This window comes from Oscillatoria salina IIICB1, from assembly GCF_020144665.1.
In the GTDB taxonomy this organism is placed as follows: Bacteria; Cyanobacteriota; Cyanobacteriia; order Cyanobacteriales; family SIO1D9; genus IIICB1.
This window is the reverse complement of sequence record NZ_JAAHBQ010000006.1, coordinates 38,811-57,769: the sequence shown is the minus strand read 5'-3', so window position 1 is coordinate 57,769 and position 18,959 is coordinate 38,811. Positions and strand designations below refer to the sequence as shown.

General features: G+C 41.2%; 19 protein-coding genes and 1 pseudogene. 14 read left to right on the top strand and 6 right to left on the bottom strand.

Annotated features, from left to right (window positions below):
- Positions 1 to 20 precede the first annotated feature (20 nt).
- The 4 genes from G3T18_RS02155 to G3T18_RS02140 all read left to right on the top strand — a co-directional run bounded on the left by G3T18_RS02155 (position 21) and on the right by G3T18_RS02140 (position 4,588).
- The gene (locus G3T18_RS02155; RefSeq protein ID WP_224408875.1) at positions 21 to 1,244 is read left to right on the top strand and encodes an L-lactate MFS transporter; all 1,224 of its coding nucleotides are present in this window, start codon (positions 21 to 23) and stop codon (positions 1,242 to 1,244) included.
- A 321-nt stretch (positions 1,245 to 1,565) separates the two neighbouring features.
- Positions 1,566 to 1,718, top strand: a complete 153-nt coding sequence (locus G3T18_RS02150) for a hypothetical protein (protein ID WP_224408874.1) — start codon at positions 1,566 to 1,568, stop codon at positions 1,716 to 1,718.
- A 270-nt stretch (positions 1,719 to 1,988) separates the two neighbouring features.
- Positions 1,989 to 2,672 carry a Crp/Fnr family transcriptional regulator gene (locus G3T18_RS02145; RefSeq protein WP_224408873.1) on the top strand — a complete coding sequence of 228 codons (684 nt, stop codon included), beginning with the start codon at positions 1,989 to 1,991 and terminating at the stop codon, positions 2,670 to 2,672.
- Between the two features lie 140 nt (positions 2,673 to 2,812).
- Positions 2,813 to 4,588, top strand: coding sequence for a M61 family metallopeptidase (locus G3T18_RS02140; RefSeq protein ID WP_224408872.1), 1,776 nt, complete (start codon positions 2,813 to 2,815; stop codon positions 4,586 to 4,588).
- A gap of 31 nt (positions 4,589 to 4,619) precedes the next feature.
- Here G3T18_RS02140 and G3T18_RS02135 read toward each other — a convergent pair whose 3' ends face one another.
- Both G3T18_RS02135 and G3T18_RS02130 read right to left on the bottom strand, forming a co-directional pair.
- Positions 4,620 to 5,306 (bottom strand): TIGR04283 family arsenosugar biosynthesis glycosyltransferase, encoded by a 687-nt coding sequence (locus G3T18_RS02135; RefSeq protein WP_224408871.1) that lies wholly within the window; start codon positions 5,304 to 5,306, stop codon positions 4,620 to 4,622.
- A 45-nt stretch (positions 5,307 to 5,351) separates the two neighbouring features.
- Positions 5,352 to 6,563 carry a cation:proton antiporter gene (locus G3T18_RS02130; protein WP_224408870.1) on the bottom strand — a complete coding sequence of 404 codons (1,212 nt, stop codon included), beginning with the start codon at positions 6,561 to 6,563 and terminating at the stop codon, positions 5,352 to 5,354.
- Between the two features lie 327 nt (positions 6,564 to 6,890).
- On the opposite strand from G3T18_RS02130, the gene G3T18_RS02125 reads away from it, so the two are divergent.
- The 3 genes and pseudogenes from G3T18_RS02125 to G3T18_RS02115 all read left to right on the top strand — a co-directional run bounded on the left by G3T18_RS02125 (position 6,891) and on the right by G3T18_RS02115 (position 10,181).
- The gene (locus G3T18_RS02125) at positions 6,891 to 7,256 is read left to right on the top strand and encodes a late competence development ComFB family protein (protein WP_224408869.1); all 366 of its coding nucleotides are present in this window, start codon (positions 6,891 to 6,893) and stop codon (positions 7,254 to 7,256) included.
- 60 nt (positions 7,257 to 7,316) lie between these two features.
- Positions 7,317 to 8,218 (top strand): annotated as a pseudogene (locus tag G3T18_RS02120) (glycosyltransferase family 2 protein).
- Positions 8,219 to 8,408: 190 nt separating this feature from the next.
- On the top strand, positions 8,409 to 10,181 hold the full coding sequence (locus G3T18_RS02115; RefSeq protein WP_224408868.1) for a CHAT domain-containing tetratricopeptide repeat protein: 1,773 nt from the start codon (positions 8,409 to 8,411) through the stop codon (positions 10,179 to 10,181).
- 16 nt (positions 10,182 to 10,197) lie between these two features.
- Here G3T18_RS02115 and G3T18_RS02110 read toward each other — a convergent pair whose 3' ends face one another.
- Together G3T18_RS02110 and G3T18_RS02105 are read right to left on the bottom strand one after the other, a co-directional pair.
- Positions 10,198 to 10,365 (bottom strand): hypothetical protein, encoded by a 168-nt coding sequence (locus G3T18_RS02110; RefSeq protein ID WP_224408867.1) that lies wholly within the window; start codon positions 10,363 to 10,365, stop codon positions 10,198 to 10,200.
- 224 nt (positions 10,366 to 10,589) lie between these two features.
- On the bottom strand, positions 10,590 to 10,781 hold the full coding sequence (locus G3T18_RS02105) for a hypothetical protein (protein WP_224408866.1): 192 nt from the start codon (positions 10,779 to 10,781) through the stop codon (positions 10,590 to 10,592).
- A 238-nt stretch (positions 10,782 to 11,019) separates the two neighbouring features.
- Between G3T18_RS02105 and G3T18_RS02100 the strand changes: the two genes are divergently transcribed.
- Entirely contained in the window at positions 11,020 to 11,532 is a 513-nt protein-coding gene (locus G3T18_RS02100; protein ID WP_224408865.1) for a hypothetical protein, read from the top strand.
- A gap of 137 nt (positions 11,533 to 11,669) precedes the next feature.
- The gene (locus G3T18_RS02095) at positions 11,670 to 12,497 is read left to right on the top strand and encodes an intradiol ring-cleavage dioxygenase (RefSeq protein WP_224408864.1); all 828 of its coding nucleotides are present in this window, start codon (positions 11,670 to 11,672) and stop codon (positions 12,495 to 12,497) included.
- 464 nt (positions 12,498 to 12,961) lie between these two features.
- Here G3T18_RS02095 and G3T18_RS02090 read toward each other — a convergent pair whose 3' ends face one another.
- Both G3T18_RS02090 and G3T18_RS02085 read right to left on the bottom strand, forming a co-directional pair.
- Positions 12,962 to 14,272, bottom strand: a complete 1,311-nt coding sequence (locus tag G3T18_RS02090) for a hypothetical protein (RefSeq protein WP_224408863.1) — start codon at positions 14,270 to 14,272, stop codon at positions 12,962 to 12,964.
- A 99-nt stretch (positions 14,273 to 14,371) separates the two neighbouring features.
- A complete protein-coding gene (locus G3T18_RS02085; protein ID WP_224408862.1) occupies positions 14,372 to 14,773 on the bottom strand; it encodes a lysozyme inhibitor LprI family protein in 402 nt (133 codons plus the stop codon).
- A gap of 165 nt (positions 14,774 to 14,938) precedes the next feature.
- Between G3T18_RS02085 and G3T18_RS02080 the strand changes: the two genes are divergently transcribed.
- From G3T18_RS02080 to G3T18_RS02060, 5 genes are all read left to right on the top strand, one after another.
- Positions 14,939 to 15,883 (top strand): glycosyltransferase family 2 protein, encoded by a 945-nt coding sequence (locus G3T18_RS02080; protein ID WP_224408894.1) that lies wholly within the window; start codon positions 14,939 to 14,941, stop codon positions 15,881 to 15,883.
- A 282-nt stretch (positions 15,884 to 16,165) separates the two neighbouring features.
- Complete coding sequence (gene rpsB, locus G3T18_RS02075; protein ID WP_224408861.1) at positions 16,166 to 16,969, top strand: 30S ribosomal protein S2; 804 nt, start codon at positions 16,166 to 16,168, stop codon at positions 16,967 to 16,969.
- Complete coding sequence (locus G3T18_RS02070; RefSeq protein ID WP_224408860.1) at positions 16,950 to 17,087, top strand: hypothetical protein; 138 nt, start codon at positions 16,950 to 16,952, stop codon at positions 17,085 to 17,087. Before rpsB ends, G3T18_RS02070 begins: the two co-directional genes overlap by 20 nt.
- Positions 17,088 to 17,132: 45 nt before the next feature.
- Positions 17,133 to 17,792, top strand: coding sequence for a translation elongation factor Ts (tsf, locus tag G3T18_RS02065; protein WP_224408859.1), 660 nt, complete (start codon positions 17,133 to 17,135; stop codon positions 17,790 to 17,792).
- 104 nt (positions 17,793 to 17,896) lie between these two features.
- Positions 17,897 to 18,757 carry a hypothetical protein gene (locus tag G3T18_RS02060; protein ID WP_224408858.1) on the top strand — a complete coding sequence of 287 codons (861 nt, stop codon included), beginning with the start codon at positions 17,897 to 17,899 and terminating at the stop codon, positions 18,755 to 18,757.
- Positions 18,758 to 18,959 lie beyond the last annotated feature (202 nt).

The window sequence follows — 18,959 nt, the reverse complement described above, 5'->3', positions numbered from 1 at the left end:
AATATATCTAGAGTCCCGTTATGATTAACAGGCAATCAGTTCAGCTTTTTGGCTTACCCGCAGCTAAAGGCAGATGGTTTTTAATCGCGTTAGGCTCAGTTGTCTTACTGTGTTTAGGAACAGTTTATTCTTGGAGTATTTTTCGCAAACCTCTAGAAGACTTATTTGGCATCAGTGCAACTCAAAGTTTGTTACCATTCACATTTTTGTTAGTCCTTTATGCCCTGTTGATGCCGATTACGGGATTTTATCTTAAGCGGATTGGTGTGGGCAAAATTACCGCGATTGGTGGGATAGTCACGGGAGTTGGCTATATTCTTTCCAGCTTAACTACAAATATCTTTTTTTTAACGATTACCTATGGAATCATTGCAGGTGCGGGAGTTGGGATTGCTTATGGTGTTCCTCTGGCAGTTTCAGCCCAATGGTTTCCCGATCGCCCTGGACTTGCTGTAGGATTAACTGCGGTGGGGTTTGGACTTTCTCCGTTGGTGACTGCACCTTTGGCGAGAGTTTTGATTGCTACTTATGGAGTTCTACCTACTTTTACGATTCTGGGGATTAGTTTAACGGCGATTATTCTGGTGATTTCTACTACTCTTAAATTACCTCCTCCCGGCTGGACTCCTCCGGGTTGGACTCCCAAAGTTAGTAATCAAAAATCCGGAAATCAGCAAAAACCAATCTGGGAATCTCCTTTGTTTTATGCTCTCTGGTTTTGCTACACTATCGGCACCTTTGTGGGGCTATCAGCGATCGGTATTTCTAGCCCCGTAGCTGAGGAAATTATCCAATTAGATGCTACCACCGCCGCGATAACAGTTTCGCTCTTTGCCGTATTTAATGGTATCGGTCGTCCTTTGTTTGGTTGGTTGACCGATCGCCTTCAGCCGAAGGGAGCAGCAACTATCTCCTATATCTTAATTCTCATTGCTTCGATTTTGATGCTCAATGCTACAGAGGGGCAAACTTTGACCTATTTAGTTGCCTTTTCTCTATTTTGGCTTTGTTTAGGGGGTTGGTTGGCGATCGCACCTACAGCCACTTTAAAACTTTTTGACCCACACGATTATGCGAAAAATTATGGCATTGTCTTCACCGCCTATGGTACAGGAGCTTTTTTAGGTACTATCGCTACCGGACAACTCCGAGATTTGTTTGGCAGCTATACAGTTGCTTTCTATCCCACCGCGATTTTCGCGATCGCTGGCATCATTATTGCCCAATTAAAGCTAAAATCTTAATTATCCCTCGATTTGATTGTTTAGCATTAAATTCACAGAACTACTGCTAACTGCTAACTGCTAACTGTTCACTGCTAACTGCTAACTGATAACTGCTAACTGTTAACTGAAAACCCCAACCCCCAACATTGAGAAACTTTAACTAATACCAAGAAATTATAAGTTGAACAAACTCTTGCAAACATCTTCAAAAATATATTGCAAAACCAGAAAAATAAATCTCTTCGATTTATTTTTAGAGATAATGAAAGTGTGCAGTTAATTTAAAGACAACTTTTAAATTGACTGCATTCAATATCTTAATCAACGGAGGTTAATTTTATGGGTATCTCCAAATTTTTCAACACAATCGGTAACTACATTTCCGAAGCAGTTGCTCGCATTTTTGGACCGAATGACGATCGCTATCCAGCGACGGGCGTTCAACCATTTTCTGGCGACCCAGTTCAGAAAAAGCAAGAGTCAGATTGGTAATTTTACTAAAATATTTCTTTTTTCGTCTAACCCTGGTCAGTTGATAAGATTTAAGTGGAGGAAGAGCTAGTCCTCCACTAATTTTTGTGGTCAGTTGCTTGGAGTTGTCAAGAATCCTGTGGTCTAATGGAAGCATGGGAACCTCTAACCCGCTAGCATATACTGGTGAACGTCTCAAAAGCTGTTCGAGTTGGTTTCAGAAGTTTCTGAGTGCTAACTAGGAGCAAGTGAGCGTCACTAACTTTGTATTTTCTCGCGATTTAACCTTTGATGGAGACTAAAGCTTTTAGCGAGCTTTTCCCGCTATTTAACACCGCCAACCCAGAAACCCTTGACTGGCTGCTTTCTGTGGCTGTAGAACATGAATACCCAGAAGACCGGGCTGTGGTAATGGAAGATTCTTGGGGCAACGCGGTGTATTTCATTATCTCTGGTTGGGTGAAAGTCCGACGCTTGTCTAAGGAAAAGCCTGTCACGCTGGCACTTATGGGTCGGGGTGATTTTTTTGGGGAAATGGCGATTCTCGATGAGTCGCCGCGATCGAATGATGTGGTAGCCCTCTCGGACGTGAAGCTACTCAGTGTTTCCGCCCAGCGCTTTATCCAAACTTTGTTTAAAGATCCTCAGCTACATCACCGAATGTTACAGTTAATGGTGCGGCGTCTGCGGCAAACTAATGCCCGTTTCCAACTGCGAAATCAACCGCCCGCCGTGAAGTTGGCTAATACCCTGGTTTACCTAGCAGAAAGCTATGGCGAAGCGACGGAAAAGGGGACGCAAATATTAAATATTCCCCATCAAGATTTAGCTGATGTTTCTGGGATTGGTGTTGAAGAAACGAAAAAAATTATGGAGAAACTACAAAGTAAAGGCTGGGTTGACATAGATCCTTCACGTCGAACTTTGTGTTTGATTAATCTCAAACAGTTAACTCATTTGGCTGGGCGAGTATAGTTAGGTTTTTACTCCTAACCAAAGGCAAAAAATAAGCCCTTTGGTTTCAAGTTTAATAGACAAGTTAATAGCAATTTTCAGTTGGTGCATCGGCGCTTTTGGGATTGTTAAAAGAATAGATAACTACGCTGAAACTGCAAATGACTAAAGCTACAGCTATTCACAAACCTTTGACCGTAAAAACTACTCCGATTATTCATTATGAAGTGGCGATGTCTGTGCCGGAATCGCATTTATTTGAGGTGACGTTACAGGTGACAAACTGGCAAGCAGCTGTATTGGATTTGAAAATGCCTGTTTGGACTCCGGGATCTTATTTGGTGCGCGAGTATGCGAAACAAATACAGGATTTTCGGGCGCAGACAAGTGATGAGAAGAAAATTTTATTTAGCCGAAAACTGAGCAAAAATCATTGGCAAATTGAGACGGAAAGTGTTGCGGAAATTAAGGTGAAATACCGGGTTTTTGCCAATGATTTGACGGTACGGACGAATCATTTGGATGCTACCCACGGCTATTTTAATGGGGCGGCTTTGTTCTTTTTTATTCCTGGTTGGGAGCAAGAATCGATAACTGTTCGGATTGTACCGCCAAAGTCTGATTGGCTAGTTAGCACGGCTTTACCGGAAATTAAGGATAAAGTCAATAGTTTTTGGGCAGAAGATTTTGATACTTTGGTTGATAGTCCTTTTGAGATTGGGACTCACCAAGTTTATGATTTTGAAGTGTTAGGTAAACCTCATCAATTAGCAATTTGGGGTAAGGGTAATGCAAATCCTACTAAAATAATTGCTGATACGAGGAAAATTATTGAAGCGGAAGCGAAGATTTATGGTGGTTTGCCTTATGAAAGTTATTTGTTTTTATTGCATTTATCGGGTAGTGGATTTGGTGGGTTAGAACATAAAAATTCGACTTCTTTGAATTATCCTCGTTTTGGTTTTCGGGCTAAGGATAAATATGACCGTTTTATGCAGTTGGTGGCACATGAGTTTTTTCACTTGTGGAATGTGAAAAGGATTCGCCCGAAGGCCTTGGAAAAGTTTGATTACGAAGGGGAAAATTATACGACTTCGTTGTGGTTTTGTGAGGGAACGACAAGTTATTACGATCTGTTGATTCCTTTGCGAGCAAAAGTTTACGATCCGGATGGTTTTTTAGAAGCATTGAGTAAAGATTTGACGAAGTATTTGACGACACCAGGGCGCAAAGTGCAGCCGTTAAGTGAGTCGAGTTTTGATGCTTGGATTAAGTTGTATCGGCGGGATGCAAATAGCGATAATTCGCAGATTTCTTATTATTTGAAAGGACAAATGGTGTCGTTGTTGTTGGATTTGCTGATTCGGAAACGGCATCAAAATCAGCGATCGCTGGATGATGTGATGAAGATTATGTGGCAGCGTTTTGGTAAGGATGAGGTGGGTTTTACTCCCGAAGAGTTACTAGAAGTGCTAGAATCAGTAGCCGAGACAGATTTAAGCTCCTTTAGCGATCGCTACATTGATGGTTTGGATGAGTTACCTTTTGATGAGTATCTGCAACCTTTTGGTTTGAAAATTAAACAGATTGAAGATAGCGAACCTGTACCATATTTTGGCGCCAAAGTTGTTACCAAAAATGGCAAGGATACGATCGAGTTTGTGGAAAATAATTCTCCGGCGGCTATTGCGGGAATTGATGCTGATGATGAGTTATTGGCGATCGCCCGAATGCGAGTAACTGCGGATCGACTTAATGAACGTTTGAAGGATTATCAAGCTGGGGATAAAATTTCGGTGACGGTTTTCCATCAGGATGAGTTGAAAACTTATCAGGTTAAGTTGGGCAAACCGCAACCAAGTAGTTATCAAGTTGTGAGGATTAAGTCGCCAAGTAAGGAGCAAGTAGATTTGTATTCTGGTTGGTTGAAAAAGTAAATATTTAGTAGAGACGTTGAAGATAATGTCTCTACAATTTGCGATACCAGTTTTTCAATTGGGTGGGTGGAATTTTTAAGTAGTAACCAATAATAATTAGTTGATTAATTAAGGTAGTTTTGAAGATTCCTAATTTTTGCCAGCGACGGGCAGAGGTTTGCACTGCTGCGGGCGCGATCGCGATTTTTCCTTGGCGTTTGAGACGCAGGATCAGTTCAAAGTCTTCCATAATTGGTAAATTGGGAAAGCCGCCCATGTCTTGAAATACGGTAGTTTTCACGAAGATCGCTTGATCTCCGTAAGGCATGGCAAAGAAATGCGATCGCCAGTTTACCATTTTTTCGATCGCCCGCAAGCCTAATCCTGGGGCATCAATTCCTAATTCAAATGCGCCAGCAATGATTCCTGGTTGAGATATGGTTTCTCGGACAAATTTTTCGTAACCAGCAGGTAAGTAAGTATCGGCGTGGAGAAATAGTAAAATCTCCCCAGAAGCAATTTTTGCACCAGCATTCATTTGATTGGCGCGACCAACATTCGGACGAGAAATAACTTTTACGGGGAAATTTTGCGCTAATTGGACTGTATCATCTTGACTACCACCATCAACAACAATTATCTCTCTATTTGGGGATTTTTGCAGTTTTAGTAAAGTATTTTCTATCGTGTTTGCTTCGTTTAAAACTGGAATTATAACCGAAATTGTTGCTAATGTCATTCGATTAAAATCTCTAAAAGATCGGGCAAGCTGGAAAAAGTCAGTCTAAAGAAGCTCAATTTTAGTAGCGATGCGCTTTCCAAAAATCTCGGCGGCGATCGGTCCTGCTAAACAAGTGACTAAAATGTAGATAATTACAGCATTAAAAATTCCTTCATTGAGTAAACCTGCATCTTTGCCGAATAAGGCAATTACTAAGACTAAAGCGGCGCGAGATACAGTTAGACTAAACATTATCATTATCTCATCAAAATGGTATTTAAACAATTGACCTGCTAGCCAGGCGGCAATAAATTTGGCAATTACTGCGCCAATTACGACAATAACAATAATACTGAGGTTTTCTCGGTTACTAAATAAAATGCTCGGATTAGAGAGAATTCCGACAGAAATTAAAAAGGCAGGGATAAATAAACTGTTGCCGACAAATTCTATTTGTTTCATTAAGGGACTACTTAAAGGAATTAAGGGGTTGAGTGCTAATCCGGCAATAAAAGCACCGACAATTGAATCAACTCCTAGTAATAAAGTGGCGCTAGCTGTAACAAATAAACAAGCGAGAACAAAGACAAAATGAGGTGTCAGAAATGTAGCAAAAGGGTCTAAAATTTGGCGTCCTAATAGGGGAATAATCCAGAAAGCAAATAAAGTTAATAAAGGAAGAAAAATTAATAGTTTAATCCCGAGCAAAATACCGACATTACCGCTCGCGATCGCCTGAACGATCGATAAGCCAATTAAGGTTAAAATTGAGGTAACAACGGTACTTCCCACCGCTACACCTACAGGTTCTTTTTGAGAGATACCCAAATTAGTCATAATCGGATAAGATAGCAACGTATGGGGAGAATAAATTATACCTAGTAAAATCGCAGCTAGGAGAGTATAACCAAGCAATTGACCTGAGATTACGCCAATTGTCAAAGGAACGCTAAATGTAAGTAAACCAAAAATTAGCGATCGCATACCGACTTTCTGCAAATTTCCTAAGTCCATTTGCATCCCTGCGGCAAGCATAATGTATAGTAAGCCGACTTTTTCTAATAAAATCAGTTGTGCGTCTCTCTCCAGGACTCCTAAAACATTTGTACCTAAAATCATCCCAAATAGAATTAATACTACCAAAGGAGGAAGACGCAAGCGATAAGCGATCGCTGGTGCAAGCCAAATTGCTAGTAGTATTATGCAGAAAATATAAACTGGATCTTTGACGGGTAAACTGCTGCTAACTTGGGCAAATTGTGTGGTAATAATCATCTGTTTCGGTAGTTTTGTCCGCAAGTCACAACTCAAATTGCGACCGTGACTTGATTAAATAACAATACTCGATCGATTCTGATGTTGTCTGTATCGTAAATCTCCTACTGTTGGGAGATCTGTGAAAGTCGCGAGCATTAACTACCGCAAAAGGTAAATTTTTGTAACAAAATCCGTAATTACGCATAAAAAACCTTGTTCTCTAGCGAGAGGTAATTAAAGGCTCAGTAAAATTACGTTCGAGCTTGAGAGTTACAGAGATCGCCAAAAAAAGGCGATCGCCAAATTAAATTCATCGTCAAAGAGATTAATTGAGGAATTTCGATCGTGCAACTACCACAACTTTCTACTTACACAAATGCAATGGAACCATTGGTAACAGAAGCAGTCGAACAGTTGCTTCAAACCCTACCTCTAAGTGTAGTGGAATCGATTAACCAAGCTGAGGCGATCGCCTATGCACTCAATCGTTTACCTCCTTTATATGCTACCACCGAAGAAGGATGGTATTGGCAACAAGCTCAAGCCAAAGAAACCCTACTCCCACAAATTTTCAAAGCCGCTCATTGGGGAATCAAAGCCGCTCAAAAAAAACATACTCGCTTCCCCAATCCTCTGAGTTTATCTACCCACAGTGAATATTTTGCCGCTTTCCAACGAGTAAGAAACATGGCACAAAAAACGTATAATTAAGCGATCGCTAGACATAATTCGTAGTGTAATCAGACTAAACATTTTCCCTATCTCAGAAAGATGATCTCAATTATTATCCTTACCCACAACGAAGAACAAGACATCGGCGCTTGTATCAAATCCGCACTCTTATCCGACGATGTCATCATCGTAGACTCATTCAGTAGCGATCGCACCATCGACATCGCCAGTCTTTGTCCCGTAACCATCGTACAGCATACCTTTGAATCCCACGGCAAACAACGTACCTGGATGTTAAAAAATGTTCCCACCAAACACAAATGGGTTTACATCCTCGAAGCCGACGAACGCATGACCCCAGCATTATATAACGAATGTTTGCAAGCAATTCAAAACCCCCAATACGTCGGTTACTATGTCGCCGAACGAGTCATCTTTATGAATAAATGGATACGTCGCAGTACCCAATATCCTCGCTACCAACTGCGCTTATTACACAAAGACAAAGTTTACTTTACCGACTACGGTCATGCAGAAAGAGAAGTTTGCAATGGTGCAACTAATTTCCTCACCCAAACCTATCCTCACTATACCTGTAGTAAAGGCTTTAGTCGCTGGATCGAAAAACACAACCGTTATTCTACAGACGAAGCCGTAGAAACCCTTTATCAACTTCAACATCAAACAATTAACTGGCGTAACTTATTTTCGGGACGCACCGAAATCGAAAGACGACGCGCTTTAAAAGATTTATCTTTACGCTTACCATTTCGACCTTTTCTGCGCTGGTTTTATATGTACATTCTCGCGGAATTTTCGATGGACAAGCTGGTTTTGTTTGGTGTACCCTCCAAGCTTTTTACGAATATTTGATTTTACTCAAACTTTGGGAATTAAAACAAAATCATTTACTTTTATCTCAACCAAACAAACAATCTTTTGCTCTTGCTCCCGAACTTGATTATCCTCATTCCCCAATACCACCAAAAATAACTGTTTAACAACCCTTCCTTTTTAGTACAAAATTACTTGTAAATTGTCAATAAGTTAAAGTAGTCAGTTTCTAGCAAGCTGATTGTAACCAAATTAACCATTCCTCCAAACCCTCTCTGAAAAAGAGAGGGTCTCCTTTTGAAACAGATCCGTCTCAATCAGTTAAAATAATCATAGCTCATCTCATCAATCTTAATTATGAGTAAGTTAGTTGTCCTCAAGCTAGATGGTGATTTAACCCAGACATTGCGAGTAACTTTGCAGATTCAAGCAGAAAATTCGCACCCCGAAACCGAAATTGCTGGTTATTTACCCGCCAACCAAGAATTAGCTACCGAAATTGTCCATCATTGGCAAGAAAAATATCGCACATTAGGATCGCCCACTCGCATTAAACCGAAAAAAATCAAATACAATGGCAGTATCAACAAACGCATTCGCGAATGTCGTGAATCAGCGAAAAAAATTGCAAAAGAGTTAAATAACTGGCTACTTTCCCCAGATTTTCGCGAAATCAATACTCGTTTGCGAGAAGAACTAAGCCGGGACGAAGAAATTCGCGTCTTAATTCGTACTGAAGACAATAATCTTCAGAAGCTTCCTTGGCATTTATGGGACTTTTTTGAACGCTATAATAAAGCAGAAGTAGCAATTGGTTCTACCAACTTTGAACGCTCGTTAACCTTAGCTACTATCCCAACTAAAAATAAAGTAAAAATCTTAGCAATTATCGGTAACAGTCAAGGAATTGATACAGAAAAAGATCGAGAAATTTTGTTAAATCTAACCAATATAGAAACCGTTTTTTTAATTGAGAAAACACGGCAAGAAATCAACGACCAATTATGGGAACAACCTTGGGATATTATCTTTTTTGCCGGACATAGCGAAACCGAAGGAGAAACAGGTCGAATTTATATTAACCCTCATGATAGTTTAACTATCGACGAACTTTGGTACGGCTTAAGAAAAGCAGTTAACAATGGTTTGAAACTCGCAATTTTTAACTCTTGCGATGGTTTAGGTTTAGCCAAACAACTCGATGACTTAAACATTCCGCAAATGATTGTCATGCGTGAATTAGTACCAGATCGAGTTGCCCAAGAATTTTTATTGCATTTTCTTCAAGCTTTTGCTAAAGGTAAACCTTTTTATCAAGCAGTGCGAGAAGCAAGAGAAAGATTACAAGGATTAGAAGACGAATTTCCTTGTGCAAGTTGGCTACCAACAATCTGCCAAAATCCTGGCACAGCAACTTTTAATTGGGAATTACAGCCGAGAAAAACTCAGTTCTTGCCGACAATTAATTTACCGACAATAAAGTTAATTTGGGCAGCCTTGTTATTAGTAACTATTGGTTTACCTTCATGGTATTTTGTTTCGCCCCAGTTAGCTAAATTTATTAACAATAAAGGTTTAGAAGATTATACTCAAGGGGAATTAGCTAAAGGGTTAGAAAAATTTAATCTTGCTACAAGAATTAACCCAAACAATCGCGCCGTTCTTTACAATCAAGCATGGCATTGTCAAAAGCGCCAAGACTTTGATTGTGCAATGGAAAAATATTGGCGATCGGCAGAATTAGGTTTACCTGCTGCTTATAGCCAATTAGGTCGTTTGTACATCATTCACAAACAAGATTACACTAAAGCTGTCGAGTTACTACTCGATGGTTTAGATTTAGCCGAACAAGATCCAGTTAAGTATGCGTTGTGGAAAAACTTAGGTTGGGCAAGACTGTTACAAGGTCGCCATCAAGAAGCTTTAGAAAACTTAGAAAAAGCAATAGAAATAGATAGTCAACGCGCTGACGCTCTTTGTCTCCTCGCCCAGGTAAAAGAAGCTCAAGGTGTAGTAGCATTAGATATTTGGCATAGTTGCTTAGAGGCAGCCAACCCAGAAGATGAGGATGAAGATATCTGGATTGGGATGGCACAGAAACGACTGAAATCTATAGCCAGGGAACAGTAAATTCCCTTGTTGCTGTTTATTGAGGACAGATAAGATTGCCATCCTTATCCTCACATCTTGGCTCAGATTCCTGATTATTAATTTGTGGTGGTAGTGAGGCTGAATTTGCTACTACCGACATAGCAAAGCTAGGCTCCGCAACGAACAAAATCAGGAGCGAAAAAATTAAAGTTATTGCTTTCATGAACTCGTTTCTCCGATTGACAAATGAAGGAAAAGCGAGTTGGTACCAACTACTGCTTGCAAGAGGAAGTCTGAAAAAGATAGCTAAGAGTTAATAAGCTGTTCAGTGTTGTACTGATGCAGTTTTCATCGGACTTCCTATATTTATCTTTGGTCGAGAAAAGAAAAATTATGCGTTTTCCAGGGGCAGCCACAGGGCGTTTGCCCCTACGTTTTCCGTTTTTGCTACTCAAGTTCGCCGATTTGACATTCTGGCTGAACAACCTCAATTTTCGGTGCAAAGAAGCGCGGGACAAAATCCGACAGCGTAACCCAAGCAGCCAAAGCTTGTGGAGTTTCCACGATTAAAAATAAGGCGATAGTGAAGCAAAAGCCACGCTTGCATTGTCGAGAATCCGGGGAATTTTTACTTTCCATAAGTCTTCTCCTGGGTGTAAACTGAATTTTGTCTATAACCCAGTTTTATTACGGTTGTCCTCACGTTGGTGTCGAAGATCGACACGAAGATCGACAACTTTCCTTAAAAAATTAGGTAATTTCCGCAAGCCTTGTCAGCAAAGGATTTTAGGTTGATATAGTAGAATAAATTCTTAGTGTTGATTATCGACAAACGTACTGTGTCGATAATCAAGGGTATTTCTAATACGGCTTGTTAATGGGTAATAATCGGTATTGCTTAACTGATGAAGGTTGGAAAGCTTTGTCTGATGCTCTCAATAAATTGTATCCAAATGGATATGAGATTACGCAGTTGACCACTATTACTGGACTAGATCGTGGTGCAACAATTCCAAAAATATTACAGCGACCACCAGAATATGCAGTATTCCGCAGCAAAATAGTCTGTCTATTTGAAAAAATTGATGAGGAATTAAAAGAAAGAAAATTAGGAAATTTACAGCTAAAAAATAGTTATTTTGAAGAAGCTCGATTTCCACCTCGCCCCAAGTCTAAGACACACACTAAGTCTACACCATCTCCGGGTTCTCCCGATCGCGTAATCACTGATTTACTCTGGACGTTAAATTGTCGTCAACAGGAAGCACACTTTGGTGACTCCCTACAATATCTTCAACCCGCAGGTACTTTTCTCGGGGGAAAACACGAAAGTCACGTCATCCTGAGCGAAGCGAAGGATCTCCGAGATCCTTCGCTTCGCTCAGGATGACATTCTCTGCCCCCTGGAGGCGGAGCCTCCATTCCTCCAATTATCTTAGCATCGAGGCAGGAGCCTCGAAACCACGTTCCCCGGCTCCAGCCAGGGAACCAGAGACAATAAATGCCATAGCCAGGGAACCAGAGACAATGAATGCTACACCAAAACCAGTGAACTACACTAGGTGTAAAAGTAGAGAAAGGAAACTAGACATCGTGAAGAAAATGCTCAAACGACGAGAAATAATCAGCTTCATGGCTGCAACCACAGCCACATCAATTTTAGGGTGTTTCCGTCAACAATCTACTTCCACCGAGTTGACCACTCCAACACCAAAAGCCACCCCAAACCCAGAAACCCTAACCTCCCAGACAACTACTCTCACTCAAGCCCCTAGATGTATCGTAACTCCACGCCAGACCCCAGGACCTTACTTTCTCGATGAGCGACTCAACCGTTCCGATGTCATTTCCACCCAAGCCGGAGTACCCCTAATCTTGACACTGCGCGTCTTTGATGTCAACGGCAGCCAATGCGTACCCGTCTCAGACGCAGTTGTCGATATTTGGCATTGTAATGCTTTAGGCGTTTATTCGGGCGTACAAGATAGCTACCAAAACTTGAATACCTCCGCAGAAAATTTCTTGCGCGGCTATCAATTAACAGACGAGAATGGAACCGTCCAGTTTAGAACGATTTATCCTGGTTGCTATCCAGGTCGAGCCGTACATATTCATTTCCAGGTTCGCACGTCGCCCACATCAAATCAAGGACGGGAATTTTCCTCACAGTTGTATTTTGATGATTCTTTGACAGAACAAGTATTTAACCGTCAGCCCTACGCTAGCAAGCGAAGTCAATTAGTTAAAAATCCTCAAGATGGGCTTTATCGCAGTTCTGGAAAGCAACTTACACTGGAATTATCCCAGGCTGAGTCAGGTTTTGTTTCTACATTCGATGTTGGGTTACGGGGATGAGACTTGGGAGAGGGGGTTTTCAGTGAGCAGTTATCAGTTATCAGTAGATATTGCCGACAAGAAGCAATTAGCGAATAAACTGCTAACTGTTCACTGTTCACTGCTAACTGTTCACTGAACCCAGTCCCCAACACCGTGACAAAATTGTCATCTAGTTGTCAAATCTGCGTCACATCGACTGATTATGCTGTATAGTAACGCAAACAAGAATTACGTTGTTTGCTCCTCACACCATACCAACCATTTCAACTAAGCTCTCTCTCCTAGTCTTGGGAGGGAGCGTTTTTTTTAGGAAAATTAAGCCTTAATAATCAAGAATTGTCTAACCTAACCCCCCAACCCCCTTCCCTACAACCGAAGGGGGAGTAGTTAACATTTTGAGTCGGTAATTCTGCTCCCCTCTCCTTGTAGGAGAGGGGTTGGGGGAGAGGTTTTTAGTTGCATGAAATGTCTCTACAGAATATCTATTGAAAACCTTTACTTTTTTTCTTTTTACCCTTTGATTTTGACTTGGACTTATTAAGTTGCGCGACGGCTTCTTGAAATAAATTGTGTAAATGGACGGGGACGCTAGCTGATTCTGGCAGTTCTGGTTCTAAGGGTTTATCATATTCTTTGAGTAAACCTGGTAAATCTTGCTTTAAATTAAAATTCGGGCGCTCTAAAATTGCTTGCAAAAGTTGCTCTAATTGCGTCGGATATTTTTCGGCTAATTGTTGCCAAACAAAGTAATTAATTTTCGGGTTTTGTAAATATTGTCTTACTAAGGAAGCAGCTTGAGGATTATTTTTCCAGTCGGAATCAGTAAGAATTTGGGTAAATTCTGTATAAGTTGGGATAAACATTTGTCCCCAATGCGGATGAGAAAATGCTGTTACTTCGTTTGCTCTTTTAATCTCTTCGGGTAATTCTACTTTGGGTAGCACCATTTTACTACCACTTTTGAACATTTTCGCAACTTCTTTGGTGTCTGCGCCAGATTCGGCTGCGGCTGCGGTAATTTCTGCTTCGGAAATTCCTGCTTCTGCGGCTAATTCTCCTAAAGATGTTGATTCGTCAATTCCCGCCGCTTTTAAGCGATCTTTGACCATTTTATCTTGGATTTCTGCCAATTTTTTGTTTAATTCATGACCGGAAATTGTGATTTTTTCTGCATCAAAAAAGTTGAGAAATTCTTGATGATAACGAGCAACTGATTCCCAAGCTTCTTCTAACAATTCTGGTGCATCACCATAGAGATTACTTTTATAATTTTCTTTGAAATTACCAATTGCAACTGCTAATTTAGGTTTTCCTAATTTACCCATTGCGACATAGGGGCTAAAGAAAAACCATTCTTTTTCGTTAAGTGGTGCAATGCGAGTAAGCAAGATTTCTCCTGGCTTAAAACGCTCCATTTCTTTTAGTTTTTGCTTGTCTGGTTGCTTAACGATGTATTTTTTGGCAGTTAGCCAATTCATTAATTCAAAACCATCAGGTAAGCTTTTAATGATCTCAAATAAACCAGCGAAACTGCGTTGCCAATTATTAACTAAATTTTGTTCTTCTGGGGATAATTCTGACTCAGAGATGAATAAATCAATTGGTGTTTTGTCGCCAACTTTTCCTTCACAAGTAAAAGCATCAATTGTCATTTGACGCTGGGCTAAAGGATTAGCTGAAGTTTTCGCTGCATTAGCCGCAGCATAAGATTCTAATGCAACAGCTAAATCTCCTTCTGCATCGAGGACAAAATTGACTAAATCTTCTTTAAGTTGTAGCGCTTTTTCTAACATTCCAGTCCTAATAATTAGCCATAATTAAAAGCGAGCATTTTGCTCGCACTACAATATTAAACCATTTCACGGAATAGGGGCGAAAATATTATTGAATTCTTATCTTTGGGTATTTTGCAAATATTCTTCTAATTCTTGGGTGCGTCTTTCAGTTAAGTCTGCTAAACAACCATTGTAAATCGCAGGTGCGATCGTTCCACCTTGAAATTCGCTTCTCTCGAATTCGCAACTTGCGTCTCGGAAGGTTATCCAAGCGCGTTGGGCTTGGATTAATTTTTGTTTACGGGAGCTTGACAAACGCGGCACTAATTGTTGATAAACTTGATTAAGGCGCCGATCGCTGTTTCGATAGGCGATCGCTGCACATTGATTAATTTCGCTTTGGGTTTGAGGGTTGTTACAGTTGGGGGCTTGAGCGACTGAGATGCCTTCTGCTACAGTAACGGTAGTGCTAATGGCGAGAGTTGAGAGCGTGGCGATCGCTAAAAATAATTTGGACATAAAGCTGGTTTTTGTTGACTGAAATGTATTAGTTATCTGACGTTAGCAGGAATTATAATGTTCCCTCTCGCAAAGGCGCATTCGGCGTTAGCCGTTCTCGCTTCGAGTAGGCGCAAAGAAAGATAAGGGTTACAATTATTTGTTAGTTAAATTGTCGAGGTGTCTTTGTTTTTTAGTGTTGTTATTCCTACTTATAATCGTCTCCCAATTCTCGAAAAGTGTTTGCGATCTTTGGAGAATCAACAACTAAAATCTGATAGTGTTGTTGAGGGTTATGAAGTTGTGGTGGTTGATGATGGTTCAACTGATGGGACTTTAGATTGGTTGGCTAAATATTCAGTTGAGTTTCCTCATGTTACTACTTATTTGCAAAGTCATCAAGGTGCGGCTGCGGCACGAAATTTAGGCGTAGAAAAGGCACAGGGTGAGACAATTATTTTTATTGATAGCGACTTAGTTGTCACGGAAAAGTTTTTACAAGCACACGCGGACGCTTTAGTCAAGGGGTATGAAGAAACAGATCGAGTTTTTACTTATGGTTGGGTGATTAACACTTGTAACTTTGAGAATCCTACCTCAGAACCGTATAAGATCACTGATTTTTCTGCCGCTTATTTTGCTACTGGGAATGTGGCGATCGCGCGAAAATGGCTACTCGAAGCAGGACTTTTCGACACTCAATTTCAACTCTACGGTTGGGAAGATTTAGAATTAGGCGTGAGGCTCAAAAAATTAGGACTAAAACTGATTAAATGTCCCGAAGCAGTAGGATATCATTGGCATCCCGCTTTTAGTTTAGCTGACATTCCCCAACTAATTGATAAAGAAATCCAACGGGGACGGATGGGTGTAATTTTCTATCGAAAACATCCTACCTGGGAAGTAAGAATGATGATTCAAATGACTGTTTTGCATCGCTTACTGTGGGGAATTCTTTCTTTTGGTGGCAGATTGAATGAAAAAACAATGGCTCCTTTCTTGCAATGGTTAATAGCTCAAGGAAAGCCACAATTAGCCTTAGAAATTGCCCGGATTTTTCTGAATTGGTATAACGTCCAAGGTGTTTACGCTGCTTACGCAGAGATCCAGCAACAAATCAGCGAAAAGTGAACAGTTATCAGTTAGCACGTAGCCGCATTTAACAGTTATCAGGTATCAGTTACCGTTACCAATTCTTCCTTGTCCCCCTTGTCTTCCTTGTCTCCCTTGTCTTCCTTGTCCCCAGTCCCCAGTCCCCAGTCCCCAGTCCCCAATCCCCAATCCCCAATCCCCAATCCCCACTCCCCTTGTGCTACTGTATAAAAGTTGTCTAAAATCGCACATCCAGGATTTCGGGTGTTTCTTTGGGAAATCCACCTGGATGGAGGCTAAACCCGAAAGGAGAAAAAAAATATGCCAGTTGTATCTTTAGCAGAATTGTTAGAGTCAGGGGTTCACTTCGGTCATCAAACTCGCCGTTGGAATCCGCGAATGTCTCAGTATATCTATACTTCCCGTAATGGCGTTCACATCATCGATTTGGTGCAAACAGCCCAATTGATGGAAGATGCTTACACCTATATGCGTACAGCATCGGAACAGGGTAAGAAGTTTCTGTTTGTAGGAACAAAACGCCAAGCTGCGGGTATTATCGCGCAAGAAGCTGCTCGTTGTGGTTCTTACTATATCAACCAACGTTGGTTGGGCGGAATGTTGACTAACTGGGAGACAATTAAAACCAGGGTCGAACGTCTCAAAGAATTGGAACGTTTAGAAGAAAATGGCAGTATCGACAGACGACCCAAAAAAGAAGCTGCGGTTTTGCGTCGCGAATTAGCTAAACTTCAGAAATATTTGGGCGGAATTAAAATGATGCGCCGCGTTCCCGATGTGGTAATAATTGTAGACCAACGACGGGAGTATAACGCGATTCTCGAATGCCAAAAACTTGGTATTGCGATTGTCTCCATGTTAGATACTAACTGCGATCCTGATGTGGTAGATATTCCAATTCCAGCTAACGATGACGCTATTCGCTCGATTAAGCTAATAGTTGGGAAATTAGCTGATGCAGTCTATGAAGGTCGTCATGGTCAACTAGATACAGAGGACTATGAAGAATTTGACGAAGCTGTAGATGAGATGGATTACGAAGACGAAGACGAAGAAAATTCCTCTGGGGATTTCCAAGATTCGGATGATGATGACGAAGAATAGTCATCGTTTTCGCGATCGCCAGACTGGGCGCTGGGCTTTGCCCAATCGCCGCTTGCGGCGCTGGCGTTTGAGCGCGCCAATCGCACCTAACTCACGAGATGTTACTTATGAGTTGTAAATTGTTCTTGTTATCTTAAAGATAAGTGTAGGGAAAAAAGACAAGATGGCAGAAATCTCGGCGAAACTCGTCAAAGAACTGCGCGAAAAAACAGGCGCAGGCATGATGGACTGTAAAAAAGCGCTGCAAGAAAGCGGTGGCGACATGACCAAAGCAGCAGAATGGTTGCGTAAGAAGGGCATCGCCTCGGCTGAGAAAAAAGCAGGTCGCGTAGCAGCAGAAGGTTTGGTAGATAGTTATATCCACACCGGGGGACGGATTGGCGTTCTGGTGGAAGTTAATTGCGAAACAGATTTTGTTGCCCGCAACGAGGCGTTTCAAACTCTGGTACGCGATATTGCGATGCAAATTGCTGCCTGCCCGAATGTGGAATACGTTAATGTGGATGAGATCCCTACCGCGATGGTGGAAAAAGAAAAAGAAATCGAAATGGGTAGGGATGACTTGAGCAAAAAACCTGACAATATTAAGGAAAAAATCGTTCAGGGTCGCATTGAGAAGCGTCTGAAGGAAATTTCCTTGATGGATCAGCCTTATATTAAAGACCAAAGCATTACGATTGAAGAGTTGGTTAAGAATAAGGTGGCTGAGTTGGGTGAAAATATCCAAGTGCGTCGCTTTAGCCGTTTTGTCTTGGGCGAAGGTATTGAGAAAGAAGAAAAGAACTTTGCTGATGAAGTGGCAGAACAGACTGGAAAAAAGTAAGCTAACAGTCTGAAGGGTAAGTTTCAATTTTGGTGGAGACGCGATCGCGATCGCGTCTTTGCTATTTTGGGCTTAATTATTTGGTGTAAGTATTTCAAGCAGTTATGACACGACCAATTAAGCAAATTGAAGCAGATTTGGCAATGCTTTCGGCAACTGTAGCTACGGTTGCTGAGGAAATTAGTAGCGCTTATGGTAAGTATTTTCAGCTTTTGGGGGAGTCGGTACAACGTCAGATTGCTCTGGCTAGTTACCAGATTTGCACTCAAGCTTATCCGGACTCGTTTTTGGGTTTATCTTTTAATCAGCGACAAAAGCTTCAGCAAAGCTTACGAGAGGTAGGAAAGCAAGTTAAAGCACAGTTAGAACTTGTTCTGGAAACTAGCAAAAAAGTTAATCCAGCGATCGCTGAACTTGATGAGGCTTCCTCAGAAGCAGAAACTAATAGCGAGGAAACTCAAGAAACTCAAGAAACTGAGGAAAAATCACCTTCCTCAGCCTCGGAAACTGAGGATCTCACTCCCGAAAATTTAATTCAATGGATTACCCGACTCGAAGCTGCGATCGCGGAAATTCTCCAAGCTGCTTCTAGCGAAGCTAACCGTTTACTTCAAGAAACTGGTATTCTTTCCAATAAGTTACCTAACAAACTTTTAGAAGCGGCGGTACAAGCAGAAGAATCTACTGAGGCGATCGGTGGCGGACAACCAAATCTCTTAAAATTAGTCGTGGAAACCGAAGCACCTGACTCAGCCAAGGATGCTCAAATCACCCAACTCATGGCGGTTTGTTTGCGGCTAGCAGAAATTGAATTCGCCGCTCCCGCTTTAAGCGCTCAACGCAACCAAATTCGCGAATTACAAGCGAAAGTCGCTAAACTGCAAAAACAGTATTCCCAAAAGCATCGAGAGCGCTCTGTTGCCCAAGCTGAGGCGGCTTGGCGCTCTTGTTGGTACGAGGATTAGGGATTATCAGTTATCAGTTATCAGTTACCAGTTACCAGTTACCAGTTACAGTTACCAGGGATCAGTTAAAAGTTTATCCCCTTATCTCCCTTGTCTCCAATCTCTACTGATAAACGATCGCCAATCCCAATCCCTAATCATTTACTATGTACGAATGTACTAACCAAAACTAAAGCTAACATAAAAACGCATAAGGGGAAGA

What these genes read in the sequence shown, in the direction of transcription:
- G3T18_RS02155 (WP_224408875.1), top strand. Translation starts at nt 21, where the DNA reads ATGATTAACAGGCAATCAGTTCAGCTTTTTGGCTTACCCGCAGCTAAA.
- G3T18_RS02150 (WP_224408874.1), top strand. Translation starts at nt 1,566, where the DNA reads ATGGGTATCTCCAAATTTTTCAACACAATCGGTAACTACATTTCCGAA.
- G3T18_RS02145 (WP_224408873.1), top strand. Translation starts at nt 1,989, where the DNA reads ATGGAGACTAAAGCTTTTAGCGAGCTTTTCCCGCTATTTAACACCGCC.
- G3T18_RS02140 (WP_224408872.1), top strand. Translation starts at nt 2,813, where the DNA reads ATGACTAAAGCTACAGCTATTCACAAACCTTTGACCGTAAAAACTACT.
- G3T18_RS02135 (WP_224408871.1), bottom strand. Translation starts at nt 5,306, where the DNA reads ATGACATTAGCAACAATTTCGGTTATAATTCCAGTTTTAAACGAAGCA.
- G3T18_RS02130 (WP_224408870.1), bottom strand. Translation starts at nt 6,563, where the DNA reads ATGATTATTACCACACAATTTGCCCAAGTTAGCAGCAGTTTACCCGTC.
- G3T18_RS02115 (WP_224408868.1), top strand. Translation starts at nt 8,409, where the DNA reads ATGAGTAAGTTAGTTGTCCTCAAGCTAGATGGTGATTTAACCCAGACA.
- G3T18_RS02110 (WP_224408867.1), bottom strand. Translation starts at nt 10,365, where the DNA reads ATGAAAGCAATAACTTTAATTTTTTCGCTCCTGATTTTGTTCGTTGCG.
- G3T18_RS02105 (WP_224408866.1), bottom strand. Translation starts at nt 10,781, where the DNA reads ATGGAAAGTAAAAATTCCCCGGATTCTCGACAATGCAAGCGTGGCTTT.
- G3T18_RS02100 (WP_224408865.1), top strand. Translation starts at nt 11,020, where the DNA reads ATGGGTAATAATCGGTATTGCTTAACTGATGAAGGTTGGAAAGCTTTG.
- G3T18_RS02095 (WP_224408864.1), top strand. Translation starts at nt 11,670, where the DNA reads ATGAATGCTACACCAAAACCAGTGAACTACACTAGGTGTAAAAGTAGA.
- G3T18_RS02090 (WP_224408863.1), bottom strand. Translation starts at nt 14,272, where the DNA reads ATGTTAGAAAAAGCGCTACAACTTAAAGAAGATTTAGTCAATTTTGTC.
- G3T18_RS02085 (WP_224408862.1), bottom strand. Translation starts at nt 14,773, where the DNA reads ATGTCCAAATTATTTTTAGCGATCGCCACGCTCTCAACTCTCGCCATT.
- rpsB (WP_224408861.1), top strand. Translation starts at nt 16,166, where the DNA reads ATGCCAGTTGTATCTTTAGCAGAATTGTTAGAGTCAGGGGTTCACTTC.
- G3T18_RS02070 (WP_224408860.1), top strand. Translation starts at nt 16,950, where the DNA reads ATGATGATGACGAAGAATAGTCATCGTTTTCGCGATCGCCAGACTGGG.
- tsf (WP_224408859.1), top strand. Translation starts at nt 17,133, where the DNA reads ATGGCAGAAATCTCGGCGAAACTCGTCAAAGAACTGCGCGAAAAAACA.
- G3T18_RS02060 (WP_224408858.1), top strand. Translation starts at nt 17,897, where the DNA reads ATGACACGACCAATTAAGCAAATTGAAGCAGATTTGGCAATGCTTTCG.